This window comes from Flavobacterium sp. KACC 22763, from assembly GCF_028736155.1.
In the GTDB taxonomy this organism is placed as follows: Bacteria; Bacteroidota; Bacteroidia; order Flavobacteriales; family Flavobacteriaceae; genus Flavobacterium.
On record NZ_CP117879.1, the window covers coordinates 999,697 to 1,015,937 of the forward strand.

Here is a 16,241-nt window from a genome sequence, read left to right on the forward strand (position 1 = left end):
ATCGCTCGGGTCGTGGCAAAATAAAAAACTTAGAACCTTAGCATCTTAGCCACTTAGCACCTCAAAAAGAATCATCCGTTTCAGTATCAAAATATGTCGTTTGGGTAAATTTCTTCCTTAAAAAAGCGGTTTTACGCTGTTATTTTGCTGCCAAATTTGAGGTAATTCATTTAAAAATGAAAAGTAAAATGACAAAACAGTTTTTTAAAAATAATAAAGCAATTGGCAGGATTGCAATTTTATTGATAACCATTTCTCTTGCATCATGCGGAAAAAGCGGAGATGCACAAATGGCTCCTCCAAAGCCAGAAGTAGACTTTCTTCAGACCAATTCGGCTACGGGAGAAGTAGAAAAGAAATATCCAGGAACAGTCGAAGGTACTGTAAACGTCGATATAAAAGCGCAAGTATCAGGCTATTTGGAAGCCATTTATGTAAAAGAAGGAGACTATGTTACCAAAGGACAATCTCTTTTTAAAATAAAAGGCGATGTTTACGCAGAACAAGTAAACAACAGCCGTGCAGCTTACAAAAGCGCTTTGGCTAATCAAGCGAATGCGAAATTGGAAGTAGAGAAAATCAAACCTTTAGTTGAAGGAAAAGTTTTCTCAGACATGCAGTTAAAAACCGCGCAAGCCAATTACGAAGCCGCAACAGCACAAGTAGCACAGGCTAAAGCCGCTTTGGGATCATCTCAGTTAAATGCCGATTTCTCTTTGATTAAAGCTCCTGTAAGCGGCTATATTAGCCGTATTCCAAACCGAATTGGAAATTTGGTTACGCCAGCTGACGCCGTTCCCTTAACTACACTTTCGGAGATAAATAGCGTATTTGTATATTTTTCTTTGACAGAAGCAGACTATTTGGCTTTTTCAAAAGATGCTAAAAACAATCAGACCGTAAGTTTAATTATGGCCGATGACAGTGAGTACGATCAAAAAGGAAAACTGGAAGTTGCCAGCGGAAACATTGATCGTGCAACAGGAACAATCGCTTTAAAAGCCATCTTCCCAAATCCGAAGAAAGTACTGCGTTCAGGTGGTTCGGCAAGAATTGTCTTGAACAAAAGTTTGTCATCTGTAATTACAGTTCCAATGGCAAGTGTAAAAGATATTCAGGATAAATTTTTTGTTTTTGTTTTAAAAGAAGGCAATAAAGTAGCCATGGTTCCAATTGAAATCGCTGGAAGTTCCGGATCAGATTATTTCGTAAAATCTGGATTGAAATCTGGAGATAAAGTAGCGCTGAATAATATCGACATGCTTTACGATAAAATGGAAGTCGTTCCAAAAAACGCCACTGCAAATACAAGCAGTAAATAATTTTTCATTCAATAAAATAACATTTCCATGTTAAAGAAAATAATAGACAGGCCAGTATTGGCCACAGTTATCTCTATTGTACTGGTTATACTGGGGATTATAGGTCTTACCAGATTATCGGTAACGCGATTTCCAGATATTTCGCCACCAACTGTTATGGTAAGCGGTTCGTATCCGGGAGGAAATAGTGAAACCGTTATCCGTTCGGTAGTAACACCTTTAGAAGAGCAGATTAACGGAGTTGAAAATATGCAGTATATTAAATCTACTGCAAGTAATGACGGATCTTTTTCGATCAGTGTCATTTTCAAACAAGGAGTAGATCCAGATCAGGCTGCGGTAAACGTGCAGAACAGAGTGCAGCAAGCAACTCCAAAACTGCCTCAAGAAGTTATCCGAATGGGACTTACGACTTCAAAACAGCAGAATAGTATGATTGTTATTTTCAACTTATACACAGATGATAATAGCAAATACGACGAGCTGTTTCTTCAGAACTATGCCAATATTAACTTAGTGCCTCAAATGAAACGTGTTCCTGGAGTAGGACAGGTTCAGATTTTCGGGCAGAAAGATTATTCAATGCGTATTTGGCTAGATCCGCGTAAAATGGCAAATGCAGGTTTGGTTCCATCAGATGTAACTCAAGCCATTGCAGAACAGAGTTTAGAATCGGCTCCAGGAAAATTGGGAGAAGAATCTTCAGCGGCATTAGAATATGTAATTCGTTACAAAGGAAAAAAGAACAAGCCAGAACAATATGAAAATATTGTCGTTAAAAATGTTGGCAGCAATGTTTTAAGATTGAAAGATGTAGCGAGAGTAGAATTTGGTTCTATTTCGTACAGTGGAGACAATAAATCGAACAGTAAAAATGCTGTTACGATGGCAATTTTACAGACTTCGGGTTCTAATGCAAACGACATTGAAATCGGAATCAATAAAGAAGTAGAAAGATTGTCTAAATCTTTCCCTCCGGGTATTAAATACGTAAACGTAATGAGTACCAAAGAAAGATTGGACGAAGCAACTGGGCAAGTAAAATCGACTCTTTTAGAAGCTTTTATTCTAGTATTTATCGTAGTATTTATTTTCCTTCAGGACATTCGCTCGACGATAATTCCAGCTATTGCAGTTCCAGTTGCGATTGTGGGAACATTTTTCTTCCTGCTGGTTTTCGGATTTACGATTAATATCCTAACGCTTTTTGCTTTAGTTCTAGCGATTGGAATTGTAGTCGATGATGCGATTGTAGTCGTCGAAGCCGTGCACAGTAAAATGGAAGAAGACGAAGGAATTTCTGCAAAAGAAGCAACTCACAGCGCGATGGCAGAAATTACGGGAGCGGTAATTTCGATTACTTTGGTGATGTCCGCGGTATTTATCCCAATCGGATTTATGACAGGATCTTCTGGGATTTTCTATAAGCAATTTGCTTATACATTGGCAATTGCGATTATTATCTCAGCTGTAAATGCCTTGACATTAACTCCAGCATTATGTGCACTTTTGCTAAAGAATCACGGACATAAACATGGGGAAAGCGAACATAAAACGAGCTTTAAAGACCGTTTTTTCGTCGGATTCAATACAAGTTTCAACAATTTAACGGGAAGATATATCAAAGGCGTTCGTTTCTTAATTGGCAGAAAATGGCTCGCAGCGGGATTAGTGGCAGGGATAACTGCGATTGCAGTTTACACGATGACATCTACACCAAAAAGTTTCGTGCCTCTTGAAGATGACGGTTTTATGGTGTACAGTTTGTCAATGCCACCAGGAACAGCGCTTGATCGTACTACAGCTGTAATTCAGAAATTAGAAAAAGAATTGGCTCCAATAGAAGCGATTGATGTTAATACGAGTATTACAGGCTTCAATATTTTGAGTAATAGTGCCAGCCCTGCTTACGGATTAGGTTTTATAAAACTGAAACCTAAGAAAGATAGGGGAGCAGTTAAAGATATTGAAGAAATTATGAATATCGTAAGCGGAAAACTGGCAAAAATTAAAGAAGGTCAGATTATGGTTTTCAGAATGCCTCCGGTAGAAGGTTTTGGTGTGACAAGTGGTGCCGAAATCGTATTGCAGGACAGAATGGCGAGAAGCCCAGAAACTTTAAAAGCCATGTCTGATAAAGTAATCGCACAGATTATGAAACAGCCTGGAGTACAATATGCTTACACGACTTTTAGAGCCGATTATCCGCAATTGGAATTGGAAGTTGACGAAGATAAAGCGCGCCAAATGGGTGTAAATATCAAAGAGCTTTTAGGAAATATTCAAACCTATTTTGCAGGAGATCAATCTGCTGACTTTTCGAGATTTGGTAAGTTTTACCGTGTGAATGTAAAAGCCGATGGTATTTTTAGAATGGATGAAGATGCGTTCAATGAAATTTTCGTAAGAAATAACGATATGCAGATGGTTCCAGTAAAATCAATCGTAAAGTTTCATAAAGTGTATGGGCCAGAATCAGTAAACCGTTACAATCTTTATAATTCGGTAAACATTACAGCGATGGCTTTGCTTGGCTACAGTAACGGACAAATTATGGCTAATCTAGAGCAAGTTTTAGATAAACTTCCTGCTGATTATAGTTACGAATGGACAGGTTTAAGTTTGGAGGAAAAAGCAGGAGGGAGTCAAACGGTTGCTATTTTCGGATTATGTCTATTGTTTGTATTCTTCTTATTAGCAGCGCAGTACGAAAGTTATTTACTGCCACTTGCGGTATTGCTTTCTATTCCAACAGGAATTTTAGGAGCTTTTGCGGGAATTAAAGCAGTTGGTTTAGATAACAATATTTACGTTCAGGTCGGATTAATCATGCTTGTTGGACTTTTGGCTAAAAATGCCATTTTGATTGTCGAATTTGCTTTGCAGAGACGTTTGGCTGGATTAACTATAATCGATGCAGCAATTGAAGGGGCAAAATCTAGGTTAAGACCAATTATCATGACTTCGCTGGCATTTATTGTTGGTATGATTCCGTTGATGTTTGCCTCTGGTGGAACGGCAGTCGGGAACCGATCTATCAGTGTGAGTGCCGCAGTCGGAATGTTTAGCGGTGTTGTGTTGGGTGTTTTCGTGATTCCGTTGCTTTTCATTGTATTTCAGTATTTACAGGAAAAAGTGTCAAGAAAGAAAATCGCAACTCAAGTTCAAACGATAAAAGAATAAGAATGAAAACACTATATAAAATAGGAATGGTTTTGTTTTCCGCAGCGATTATGACATCGTGTGTGGTGGGCAAAAAGTATTCTCGTACAGAATTAAATGCTCCAGAAAAATTCCGCGAAGAGGTAGCGGTTACTGGAGACACGGTTTTGCTTCCGTGGAAAAACTATTATAAAGATCCTTTGCTCGTTGCTTTGATTGAAAAAGCTTTGGTAAAAAACAATGAAGTTATTATTGCCATGAAAAGCATGGAACAGCTCGATCTCAGCTATAAACAAGCCAAATTATCGTTATTACCCACACTAGATTTCGATGCCGGGGCGAGCCGTTCTTATCAATCAAAAAACTCATTAAACGGGTCATTAAGTGCTCAGTTTATTGGTAAAGACTATATGGATGATTACAGCGCCAATCTCCGTCTTTCTTGGGAAGTAGATATTTGGGGAAAGGCAGCCATGCAGAAAAGAGATGCTAAAGCAGCTTATTTTGCTCAAAAAGAAAATCTTTCGGCGTTAAAAACCCGAATTATTGTTCAAGTTGCCCAGTCGTACTACAATCTCTTAGGTTTAGATGAACAATTGAAAATTGCAGAGAAAAACATCGAATTGAGTACTAATACTTTGAACATGATGCAATTGCAATACAAATCAGGTTCGATTAGTTCTTTGGCAGTAAATCAGACCGAAGCTCAGAAAAAAACAGCTGAATTACTAGTGCCTTTAGCGAAAGCGAATATTGCAGTTCAAGAAAATGCTTTGCAGATTTTGTGCGGAGAATATCCTGATAAGATTGAAAGAGCAGGCAATATTGATGCAGCAGAAGTTTCGGTACTTTTTCCAGCAGGAATTCCAGCTTCGCTTTTAAGCAGAAGGCCAGATGTAAAAGCCAGCGAATATGCGGTTATGTCGGCTAACGCTAAAACAGGATTGGCAAAAGCAACGATGTATCCGACTTTAAGTTTGAATCCGTCAATTGGAGTTAATTCTTTTGAATTCGAAAACTGGTTTAATTTTCCAGGTTCTGTTACCAAAACGATTGCAGCCAATTTAGCGCAGCCAATTTTTAGAAAAAAAGCATTGCGAACAGCTTATGAAGTGGCCGTTATCGAACAGGAAAAAGCGGTTGTACAATTTAAACAATCTTTTATAACGGCAGTTGGCGAAGTAAACGATGCGATGTCTAGGTTGAAATATTCTGATGAACGTATGATTTTAGCAAAAGATAAAGCAGAATCTTTAGACAAAGCCACTTCAGATGCTTCTTTGCTTTACAAAAGTGGAATGGCAAATTACCTTGAAGTAATCGCAGCTCAGAACAGTTCGCTCCAAAACGAATTGGATCTCGTAACAATAAAACTCGAAAAGCTGAATGCAGCAATTAACCTGTACCGTGCTTTAGGCGGCGGAGTAGAGTAGCACTTAATTTTTGATGATTCACCATTTCTGTAAGCAATTATAGAGGTGGTGAATTTCTTTTTGAATTGAATTTACTGATTTATGGACAAAATTACTTTTACCCGATCAGAACTTTATGATTTGGTTTGGAAATTTCCGATTCCGCAGATTGCAAAGCATTATGAGATTTCCAGTATGGGAATCAAAAATGCCTGTGAAAAAATGGAGATACCACTTCCAAAAAGCAGATTTTGGGTTGGGCCAGAATATAAGAGGAAAAATATTCCAGAGCTTTCATTAAATTTTAATGGAAATAATGAGATTACGATTTTAAAAAAGACCTATGAAATGCAACTTAGAGTTCCTCTAAAATCTACACCTTTGCTTGATTTGACTCAAAGTATAAAAAACGATGTTCATGCTCCTTTAAGCGTTAGCGATACATTAGAAAAACCAGTTGAGATTATTGCGTCCACAAAGCAATATTGGGAAAGCAAAATTGTAGATCAAGATATTCTGCTAGATAAGTTGGAAATTTTGGATTTATATGTTTCTAAAGAAAACTTGGATCGGGCTTTACGTTTTATGAATGCTTTGATCAGACTCATTCAATATCGCGGACATGAATTTAGAAAAGGTCTAGACGGATTGGATACTGTTGTTTTTAAAAATGGAGCTGAAATTAAAGTGGATTTAAGAGAAGCACAAAAAAGACTAACCAAAAAAAGTATGAGGGAAACTTGGGGATATGTTTTTACAGGCGATTTCATTTTTAGAATTTCAAGAAGAGCAAATAAAAAAGAATGGCGCGACGGAAAAATTAAGCTTGAAAATAATCTTGCATTGATTATGGCAAAACTAGAATTAATGGCAGCAGAAGATTAAATTTCGAAATGGGGTAAAATATGTCGCTCCGCTGGAGCTTTATATTGTAAATGTTCAATCTTTGCTATAAATATTCCGCTTCTCCGAAGCGTGTAACGAGAAATCTTCTAAAGCTTTATATTGTGAATTGTTAGGTAATGCCCCCAGTGGGGCAAAATATTTATAGATTCCAATAAGACGAATGGAAAAAAGCTCCAGCGGAGCGACATTTTTTGAATTCTTATATATCGCTCCGCTGGAGCTTTATATTGTAAATGTTCAATTTTTGCTATAAATATTGCGCTTTTCCGAAGCTTATAAAGAGAAATCTTCCAAAGCTTTATATTTTAAATTGTTAGGTAATGCCCCAGCGGGGCAAAATATTTATAGATTCCAATAAGACAAATGGAAAAAAGCTCCAGCGGAGCGACACATTTTTTTGCTTTTCGAAAGTTTACAAAAAAAGAGGTTTTCTTTTGAGAAAACCTCTTTTTTCAAATAGTTGTGTTGCGGTTTAAAACAAACCGGCTTAGCATTTGAATTAGTTTATTTTAACCAAATGAGCTTCAATAGCAGCTCTTTGAGGTTCGTATTGAGCAGGAAGTTTTAAGTTCTGACCTAATTCTTCTAAGCTTTCGTCGACAGTAAACCCTGGATTATCGGTTGCAATTTCGAATAAAACGCCTCCTGGCTCTCTGAAATATAGAGAATGGAAATACTGTCTGTCAATTTGTGGTGTAATAGACAATCCGTAATCTTCGATTTTTTCTCTGAATTTCATCAAAATTTCATCATTTGGAACACGGAATGCTACGTGATGAATAGTTCCGTTTGCATTTAAACCACGTTTTTCCTCTGGTAGTTCTACCAAGTCAACAATGGCAGCATTTTCTACAGCATCTGTTGCATAACGGTAACGGTTAACATCCTGATCGATTAGTTTGTATCCAAATATATCAGTTAAGATGGCTGCAGTTGCTTTGATGCTGTTTAAAGTCAAAGTAATGTTGTGAAAACCTTTTGTAGCCACATCAGCTTTTACTTCATCAGTTTCCCAAGCTTTTCTGTTATCTTCTGTTTTAGATTCGATTAACTCTAGTTTTAGTCCGTCTGGATCTAAGAATGTCAAATATTTTTCTCCAAACTTTTCTGCTGGTTTATTGTAAATCACATTGTATTTTTCAAAACGTTTCTGCCAGAAATCTAAACTTCCTTTTGGAACAGAATAACCAATTTCAGTTGCCATTCCAGAACCTTTTCTTCCTTGCTGGATTCCTTCTCCCCAAGGGAAAAAAGTTAAGATTGTTCCAGCGCTTCCTACTTCGTCACCAAAGTAAAAATGGTATGTTCCAGGATCATCAAAGTTTACTGTTTTTTTGATAAATCTTAATCCTAAAACTTTAGAATAAAAGTCAAAATTACGTTTAGCGTCACCTGCGATTGCAGTAATATGGTGTAAGCCTAATATTTTATTTTCCATGGTATTTGTTATATTAAATTGTTGTTTGATTTTTCTTTTACAAATTTACGTCCGTTATGCTTCTGGATCGATTAACCTAGATTAAGAAATGAAATACGGTGCGTTTTTGAAATTTTCAAAGAATAACCAAATCTCATTCCATTTGATTAAGTGCTTTGTTTTCAAGGTTTTTAAGGAAAAGCCAATTTGATATTACACGATATATCGTGATTTTGATAATGGAGGATGTATATTTAGAGAATTTGAACCAACAGAATATGATCTACAATTTTATAAATATTGATTTTCGAAGTTTTGGCTCGATGTTTTTAGTTTTGTGACCTTTTCCTGTAGTGTCTTCTACCAATAAAATTGAACCAGTTGGAAATGTTCTTTTTTCTCCCAGCGAAGTTTCGATTTCTACGCCTCCTTCCAGCAAAACAATGTACTGGCGGTCTGGCGCATTATGAAAATCGTAATCGTAAGACGGACTTACTTCTCTAAAAACAATAGATTTGACAGGTTCATCTTCAGATAAAAATCCAATATCGCCATTGTTTTTCAACGGAACTTCAAAGTCTTCAAAATGGCTTTCTCCGTTAGCATCGCTGTAAACACGAGTTATAGTGATCATTATTTTTTATTGAAAATCAATGCATTTGCGCAATCTACTTCATCTTGACTGATGGTATGTCCCATGTTTGGATAGATTTTTTTAGTTACGTCTGCACCCATTTTTTCCATAAGCGCTTCGGTATCATTTACTCTTTCTACAGGAACATGAAAATCAGGATCGCTTGTTCCAATAAAAACAGGCGTATTTTCAAAGTTTCCAGAATAGTGATTTTCATACACCTTATCACCAATAAGTCCGCCTGTAAAAGCTACGATTCCGCCATATTTTGCTGCATTTCGGGTCGTAAATTCCAAAGCAAGACAAGCTCCTTGAGAAAAGCCTAAGAAATAGATATTTTCTTTCTCAATTCCGTTTTGTTGAATAGCGACAACAACCTGATGAATTGCATCTAAAGATTTTGAAAATGAAGGTTCGTTTTCGTTTAACGGAGCCAGAAACGAATATGGATACCAAGTTCTATTTTCTGCCTGAGGAGCAACCAATGCAAAATCTTCAACTTTAAGATGTTTGGCAATAGAAAGAATATCATGAGCACTCGCACCGCGTCCGTGAATCATAATAAGAGCTTTTTTAGCTTCATTTAAAGGAACTCCGTCTGTTAATATGTCTGTATTCATAAGGATTTTAATTTTTTTAATCTGCAGTTTTTTATTTTAAACACATAGAAACATAGCTTTTATGAATGTATAGAAGGCGTTTCACTTTGTTTAAAAAAAACATAGAGCTATGTGTGAGAAACTAGTTTCTTTCTAATCTCTTTTTTTAAGGAAAGAAAACTATGTTTCTATATGTTTAATATTTATAGACTTTACTATTTCTCCCAAATATCTTCATATTCATCTGGATGCCTTTTGAATTGCGCGTGTACATAAGGACAAAGGGGTAAAACTTTTAAATTGTTGGCACGAACGTACGACACCATTTCTTCTAAAAGCTTCTTTGCATAACCTTTTCCTTCTCCTTCCGGCTCAACTCCAGTGTGATAAACTGTCAATAGATCAGGTTTGATGCTTACTGTCATTTCGCCCAGTTTTTTATCATCGACATAGAGATTAAAAGCACCGTGTTTTTTTTCGTCTAATTCTAATTTTATTGTTTCCATTTTATTGGGTTGTATTTTTGTTTTATACCTAATATCAGCAATTTCTTTTTTAGGAAAAAGAGATAAAACCATTCTTTAAAGATACTATATTATTTAGTAAACTGCAATTCAAAAAAGCTTGTTTACTGGCTATCTCGATGGTATAAATAGCAAATGATCATAGCAGTTCCTGGAAGAATTAAAGTCCCTAATCCGAAAAACTTTCCTGCAACAGCTCCAAGAAAACATCCGACAAGAAATCCGATTAGAGTAACTAATTGCTTTTTAAAACTTAATAAAACTTCAGCGTCTTTAAATCCGTTTTTTAGAAGATTTCCTAAATCGAGAGAAGCCTGAGTTACATTTCCTGTCATCATAGTTGTCGGGCCGTGCGTTTCTTTAGCGTAAAGCTTTCCAAAAGCATTCTGAAGTCCCATTGCAAATACAGTCGTCATGGCAACAGTGTACATCGTCCATTCTTCGAAATTCTGAAGATAACCGAAAACATAAGAAGCAATGCCGCTTAAAACCAGTATTATGCCTTCCCAAAATAAAATAGTGTAGCGATTAGTGGCTTTTAATGCGATTCTTCCTCCCGTAATGACTGCAATAATAAAAATGGGAAAAGTAAGCAGTTTTATCCACGCATGTAGGTCTGAGCCTTTGATAATCTGGTAAGCAAATACGATAAAGTTGCCCGTAACATGAGCCGAAAAGATCGAATCGGCAGCGACAAAGGTTACGGTATCGCAATACCCTGCTATGATTGTCAGAAGCAGGGTTACGTACCAAATATTGTTTTGTTTTATTTCCATAATATGATTTAGTTTAAATGAGCGCGAAGCATCCACGCCATTTTTTCATGATTTTCTACAAGGCCTGTAATAAAATCGCTTGTTCCTGCATCTTGAAGATCGTTAGCAATTAGATTGATGTTTTCTCGAAGATAAATAATAATGCTTTCGTGATCTAGAAGTAATTCTTTAATAAAACCATTACTGTTATTTTTCTCCTGTAATTCTTCAGTAAGATGTGTTAAAGCTAAGAAATCTTTTAAAGTTGCAGGAGTATAATGACCTAGAGAACGGATTCTTTCTGCAACAGTATCTACAATTTCGTCAATGGCATCATATTGCTGTTCGAAGAAAATATGTTTGTTATAAAAATCAGGACCTTCAACGTTCCAGTGTGCTCTTTTTGTTTTGGTGTAAAGTATAAATTCGTCTGCAAGAACTTTAGTCAAAATTTCTACGATTTTTGAGATGTTCTCTTGTTTGATTCCGATGTTTGCTTTCATTTTTGAATTGGGTTTTATTAAGTTATGAATTATGAGTTATGAATTATGAATTATGAATTATGAGTTATGAATTATGAGTTATGAGTTATGAGTTTTGAGTTTTGAGTTATGAGTTTTGAGTTATGGTGGAATCTAAATGAATAAACACATAGAAACATAGATTTTTCTTGATTTTGAAAAAGAATAATGAAAGAAACTAGTTTCTCACACATAGTTCTTTGTGAGAACTTTGTCAAAGTTTTGAACTTTGACAAAGTTGACAAAGCTATGTGTATTAATGCAAGTGAAACGCCTTTTACCCGCTCCAAAAAACTATGTTTCTATGTGTTTAAATCAATTGTTTAGAAACGTTATTAAATAATAATCAAGTGAATACGTTCCTGCGCCAAGGGCAAGAAGCAGTAATAAGGATAAAGTGTACATGTATGGCACATCGCGCACTTCGAGCGAATCGTTTTTGTGAACCACAAAATAGCCAATTGCCGTTACACCAATTGTAGGCAAGACAGCGAGCCTTGTTCCAAGTCCCAGAATAATGAAAAATGGAATTACAGTATCTGAAAACGTCGCAACTAAACCATTTAGTTTTTCAGGTAAATGCAGCGGATTCGGGACATGTTCTTTTTGTCCGTCTTCGACTCTGAATTTCTTCATTCCGTGTACTCTGAATAATTCAATGGCTAGCAGAACTCTAAAAACTAAAAGCGCTGCATTGTTGAATGATGTTCCTAAATCGGAATAAAGGATTTGTTTTATAATATCGATCATTTTTCGAGATTTAAAATGCAAAACAAGAACAGCCCAAAGCGCCCCAGAATGCATTATAATTGTTAACTGGAACATTGCTTAATCGTGCAGCATCGTGATTGTGTAAATGAACGTCGCAACTTCCTGAACAACTATGAATTTGCGATGTTAATTTTGGTTTTGCATCTGCTTTCGCATTTTTTTCAATAGCACTTTGCAGACCGCTTCTCATAGGATATCCGTTATAAATATTCGTTGGCGACCAATCTGGCAGAATCGGAATATGAGGCGGGGAGAAAGAAGAAAAATCTCCATTGGCATACACAATTTTTCCGTCTACGATGGTTAAGTCAGCTTCGATTTTTTTGATGTCTTCGTCCTCAATTGTAAAATAATCGCGGTCGAGAACCACCAAATCGGCAAACATTCCTACTTTGATATCTCCTTTTTTAGTTTGTTCTTGCGAAAACCATGCGCTTCCTCTGGTATATAATTCTAAAGCAGTTTGCCTGTTCAATCTGGTTTCATTGTATAATTGTAATCCGCCAACAGTTTTTCCAACGGTCATCCAATACATAGAAACCCATGGATTATAACTGCTTACACGTGTAGCGTCTGAACCCGCGCCAACAGGAACTTCCATTTCGAGCATTTTCTTAATTGGCGGTGTGTTTTCTGCTGCTTTTGCACCGTAACGATCAGTAAAATATTCACCTTGATAAGCCATTCTGCTTTGTATAGCGATTCCACCTCCTAAAGCTTTTACACGTTCGATGTTTCTTTCATCAATAGTTTCTGCGTGGTCAAATATCCAAGGAAGTCCGTTGAAAGGAATGTCTTGATTGATTTTTTCGAAAACATTCAGAAATCTGGTAATACTTTCATTGTAAGTTGCGTGCAGTCTAAATGGCCAACGGTTTTCTACTAAAAGGCGAACCACTTTTTCTAAATCTGCTTCCATGTTTTCTGGAAGATCTGGTCTTGGCTGTAGAAAATCTTCAAAATCGGCTGCAGAGAAAACTAACATTTCGCCAGCACCGTTGTGGCGGTACATATCGTTTCCTTGATATAATTTTACAGTATCAATCCAATCGGAGAAATCTTCAAATTCGTGTTTTGGTTTTTGTGTGAAAAGATTGTAGGCTATTCTAACCGTCAATTGTTTCTTTTCGTTCAATTCATTAACCACTTTATAATCGTCTGGAAAATTCTGAAATCCGCCACCAGCATCAATGACACTTGTGATTCCGAAACGATTCAGCTCTTTCATGAAATGACGAGTTGAATTAATCTGATGTTCATACGAAAGAGTAGGGCCTTTAGCCAAAGTCGAATACAAAATCATTGCATTTGGCGTTGCAATAATAAGTCCTGTTGGTTCTCCGTTTGAATCGCGTTCTATTTGTCCGCCTGGAGGGGCAGGAGTATTTTTGTTGTATCCAACCGCTCTCAACGCCGCTCTGTTCATAATGGCTCTGTCGTATAGATGCAGAATAAAAACAGGAGTATCTGGCGCAATAGCATTGATTTCTTCTAAGGTTGGCATTCTGCGTTCAGCAAATTGAAATTCAGACCAACCGCCAACAACACGAACCCATTGCGGATTTGGCGTGCGATCTACTTGCTCTTTCAGCATTCGAAGCGCATCTGCCAAAGAAGGAACGCCATCCCAACGTAGTTCAAGATTATAATTTAATCCGCCTCGAATAAGGTGAATGTGCGAATCGTTGATTCCAGGAACGACTCTTTTATTCTGAAGATCAATTATTTTGGTTTCTTCAGATGCAAAACTCATAATGTCGCTGTCATTTCCAACGGCAATAAATTTTCCGTCCTTAATAGCAACTGCTGTTACATCTGGAGTTTCTGGATTGAAACTATGAATTTTTCCCTTGAATAAAATTAAATCTGCTTTCATAATTCGATTATTTAGAGTTTAATTTTGCAATTGCTTCTTTAATTCCTTCTCCTGCAACAGTATAATATGCAGGGCCTGCAAGAAGAATAATTTTTGTTAAAGGCTTATAATCCGTTAACTTTTTTTCTTTTAAATAAGATTGAGTTCTATAGGCTTCAAATGAACCTAAAACTACATTTTCGGCTACTAAAGCAGTTGGAGAATCAATTCCTGCATCTTTAATATCGCTTGCAAAAGAATAATTTGAAACGCCTAAACGTAAGGCTTCGCGCATCGCAGTACTTCCAACACTAATCATTACATCGGGCGTGAATTTATTACGATCTCCTAATCCGATTAATAATAATTGTTTGGATGCCAAAGTGCCTTTTGGAGGCGTAATCAATAAAGTTTCTAGAGAATGTCCTGTAAATTTGCCGCTTTTTCTTAATTCTGTAATAATGCCTTTTAAAGCATCGTCTAAATGCACCATTCCGTTTAGGTTTGCAGGAAGAGCAGGAGGGTTAAAAATATCACCTTCTGTATATTCAAAAACGCAGGCAACTTGTAAATCAGCTTCTGCTGCAGATGGCCCTTGAACCAATCCGTTAACTGCAATTCCGTCTACTTTCCCCCAAGTTACTGTAGAACCAATTGAAGCGGTTTGTGCAAATGCATTGTTACTAAGTGAGCCTGCAAATGTTATAATTAGAAGCATCAGATAAGAATATCTAAAGCTATATTTTGAAGTGTTTGTTTTCATTATTTGTGGAGTTTAGGTTTAAAGTTTTTAAACACATAGAAACATAGGATTTCTTTACTTTGAAAAAAGAGTAGGGAAAGAAACTAGTTTCTAACACATAGCTCTATGTGTATTAATGTAAGTGAAACGCCTTTTATACGCTCCCAAAAACTATGTTTCTATGTGTTAAAAATTATTTTTTAATTAAAACTTAAATGTTAATCTGGCATTAAAGAAAACGCCGTCTTTAGAATTCGGAATGACATCATTGATAAAAGCTCCTGTTTTGAAGTACTGAATACCGCTGACAACCGAAATATATTTGTTGATACCGTATGTAAAATTGGCGAGATAAGCCGTTCCAATATATTTCTCATCAGAATCGCTTCCGCGAAGGTTTAAAATACCGCTTGGTCTGTAAACTCCATCTTGTGTTGAATATCTCCAATTTAAAACTACATCGACCTGCATCTTTAAATTTGAAAGTAAATCAAATGTGGCATACGGATGAATATCGATAAGGTTTACTGGCCCAACCTGCGGACTAAAACCAAAATAACCTCCTTTTGGATATAGCGGATTAAAAGTTTGGAGATTTCCGTTACCTTGATTTTTATCTCCTGAGATATAATCATTTCGAAGGTTTATGGTTGGTTTGAATTTTACATTTTCAAACATGTATCCAATATCGATAGATCCTGTCCAAGCGTTGATATCTCCCGATCCGAATGTTCCAAACTGATACGCTGCTTCTAGATTGTAAATAAAACCGCCGCCGTATTTCCATAATCTAGAACCTATTGTATGGCGTCTTTCGGGAGCAATTCCTTCTTCAAAAACAGAAGCATCTCTTCTGAACCCGAGATAATACAGATCGAGATTTCCTGCTTTCGGAAATATTATTTTAGAATAAGCTCCCCAAAGGTTGAGCTGTTTAGACATTTTGTTATCAAAAACGCCTGTATAAACAGTATCTGCCATCATCGCAAAAGCATCAACAGATACTCTTGACGAAGTATACATTAGTTTTCCTCCTGTAAAATAAAGCCTTGCATTTGGACCTTCTCGCACAGAAATCAATCTTCCAGAGCCATAATCTAATTCTTGTCTTCCGGCACGGATCGTTATTTTTTTATCTTTTTGCTGCCAGACATTCACATCCAAAAATAAATTCTGAACATTCAGCTGATCTTCGTCGATTCCGCGCGCTCCGTTTGTACGACCGTCTTCTAAGGCACTTCTTAATTGGGCAAATATTCTAAAGGTTTTTCCTAAATGAATATCGGCATGAAGATCGTAGCGCTGGAGTAGGAAATTGTTATGTCCGACATTAAATCTTCCCCAGTCTTCATTGTTGAAATCAACATATTCATATCGAGCTTCACCACCAATTGACATATAAATGTCTTTCTTTTGATTTAATGGAATGAATTTTAATCGTTCATAAAAGTTTCGATTTGAATCTTTTAAAAATTCATAATTTTCATCGTAACGGAGTAGCTTGAAGTTTTGAGCCGATGCCGTGTTTCCTATTAAAAGAAAAGAAGCAATACATATGAAAAGGATTTTGGATAATATGGATTTTGCTGATTCCAACATAATGAAGCGTAAGAGATTGATA

At 36.5% G+C, this 16,241-nt stretch carries 14 protein-coding genes; 4 read left to right on the forward strand and 10 right to left on the reverse strand.

What is annotated here, in order from left to right; genetic code table 11:
* Window positions 1–188 precede the first annotated feature (188 nt).
* The 4 genes from PQ463_RS04315 to PQ463_RS04330 all read left to right on the forward strand — a co-directional run bounded on the left by PQ463_RS04315 (window position 189) and on the right by PQ463_RS04330 (window position 6,781).
* Window positions 189–1,322 (forward strand): efflux RND transporter periplasmic adaptor subunit, encoded by a 1,134-nt coding sequence (locus PQ463_RS04315; protein WP_274256469.1) that lies wholly within the window; start codon window positions 189–191, stop codon window positions 1,320–1,322.
* Between the two features lie 27 nt (window positions 1,323–1,349).
* Complete coding sequence (locus PQ463_RS04320; RefSeq protein WP_274256471.1) at window positions 1,350–4,505, forward strand: efflux RND transporter permease subunit; 3,156 nt, start codon at window positions 1,350–1,352, stop codon at window positions 4,503–4,505.
* A gap of 2 nt (window positions 4,506–4,507) precedes the next feature.
* Window positions 4,508–5,917 (forward strand): efflux transporter outer membrane subunit, encoded by a 1,410-nt coding sequence (locus PQ463_RS04325; protein WP_274256472.1) that lies wholly within the window; start codon window positions 4,508–4,510, stop codon window positions 5,915–5,917.
* Window positions 5,918–5,998: 81 nt separating this feature from the next.
* Window positions 5,999–6,781: a hypothetical protein gene (locus PQ463_RS04330; RefSeq protein WP_274256473.1), complete on the forward strand. Its 783-nt coding sequence runs from the start codon at window positions 5,999–6,001 to the stop codon at window positions 6,779–6,781.
* Between the two features lie 520 nt (window positions 6,782–7,301).
* Here the strand turns inward: PQ463_RS04330 and PQ463_RS04335 are convergent.
* The 10 genes from PQ463_RS04335 to PQ463_RS04380 all read right to left on the reverse strand — a co-directional run bounded on the left by PQ463_RS04335 (window position 7,302) and on the right by PQ463_RS04380 (window position 16,219).
* A complete protein-coding gene (locus PQ463_RS04335) occupies window positions 7,302–8,240 on the reverse strand; it encodes a ring-cleaving dioxygenase (protein ID WP_274256474.1) in 939 nt (312 codons plus the stop codon).
* A gap of 262 nt (window positions 8,241–8,502) precedes the next feature.
* The gene (locus PQ463_RS04340; RefSeq protein WP_274256475.1) at window positions 8,503–8,853 is read right to left on the reverse strand and encodes a cupin domain-containing protein; all 351 of its coding nucleotides are present in this window, start codon (window positions 8,851–8,853) and stop codon (window positions 8,503–8,505) included.
* Entirely contained in the window at window positions 8,853–9,473 is a 621-nt protein-coding gene (locus PQ463_RS04345) for an alpha/beta hydrolase (protein ID WP_274256476.1), read from the reverse strand. The genes PQ463_RS04340 and PQ463_RS04345 overlap by 1 nt, the downstream gene beginning before the upstream one ends.
* A gap of 194 nt (window positions 9,474–9,667) precedes the next feature.
* On the reverse strand, window positions 9,668–9,958 hold the full coding sequence (locus PQ463_RS04350) for a GNAT family N-acetyltransferase (protein WP_274256477.1): 291 nt from the start codon (window positions 9,956–9,958) through the stop codon (window positions 9,668–9,670).
* Window positions 9,959–10,080: 122 nt separating this feature from the next.
* The gene (locus PQ463_RS04355) at window positions 10,081–10,752 is read right to left on the reverse strand and encodes a YoaK family protein (RefSeq protein ID WP_274256478.1); all 672 of its coding nucleotides are present in this window, start codon (window positions 10,750–10,752) and stop codon (window positions 10,081–10,083) included.
* A gap of 8 nt (window positions 10,753–10,760) precedes the next feature.
* The gene (locus tag PQ463_RS04360) at window positions 10,761–11,234 is read right to left on the reverse strand and encodes a Dps family protein (RefSeq protein ID WP_274256479.1); all 474 of its coding nucleotides are present in this window, start codon (window positions 11,232–11,234) and stop codon (window positions 10,761–10,763) included.
* A gap of 333 nt (window positions 11,235–11,567) precedes the next feature.
* A complete protein-coding gene (locus tag PQ463_RS04365; protein WP_274256480.1) occupies window positions 11,568–12,002 on the reverse strand; it encodes a DoxX family protein in 435 nt (144 codons plus the stop codon).
* A gap of 10 nt (window positions 12,003–12,012) precedes the next feature.
* Complete coding sequence (locus tag PQ463_RS04370) at window positions 12,013–13,899, reverse strand: amidohydrolase (RefSeq protein ID WP_274256481.1); 1,887 nt, start codon at window positions 13,897–13,899, stop codon at window positions 12,013–12,015.
* A 7-nt stretch (window positions 13,900–13,906) separates the two neighbouring features.
* Window positions 13,907–14,641, reverse strand: a complete 735-nt coding sequence (locus PQ463_RS04375; protein WP_274256482.1) for a M17 family peptidase N-terminal domain-containing protein — start codon at window positions 14,639–14,641, stop codon at window positions 13,907–13,909.
* A 183-nt stretch (window positions 14,642–14,824) separates the two neighbouring features.
* Complete coding sequence (locus tag PQ463_RS04380) at window positions 14,825–16,219, reverse strand: alginate export family protein (protein WP_274256483.1); 1,395 nt, start codon at window positions 16,217–16,219, stop codon at window positions 14,825–14,827.
* Window positions 16,220–16,241: the final 22 nt, after the last annotated feature.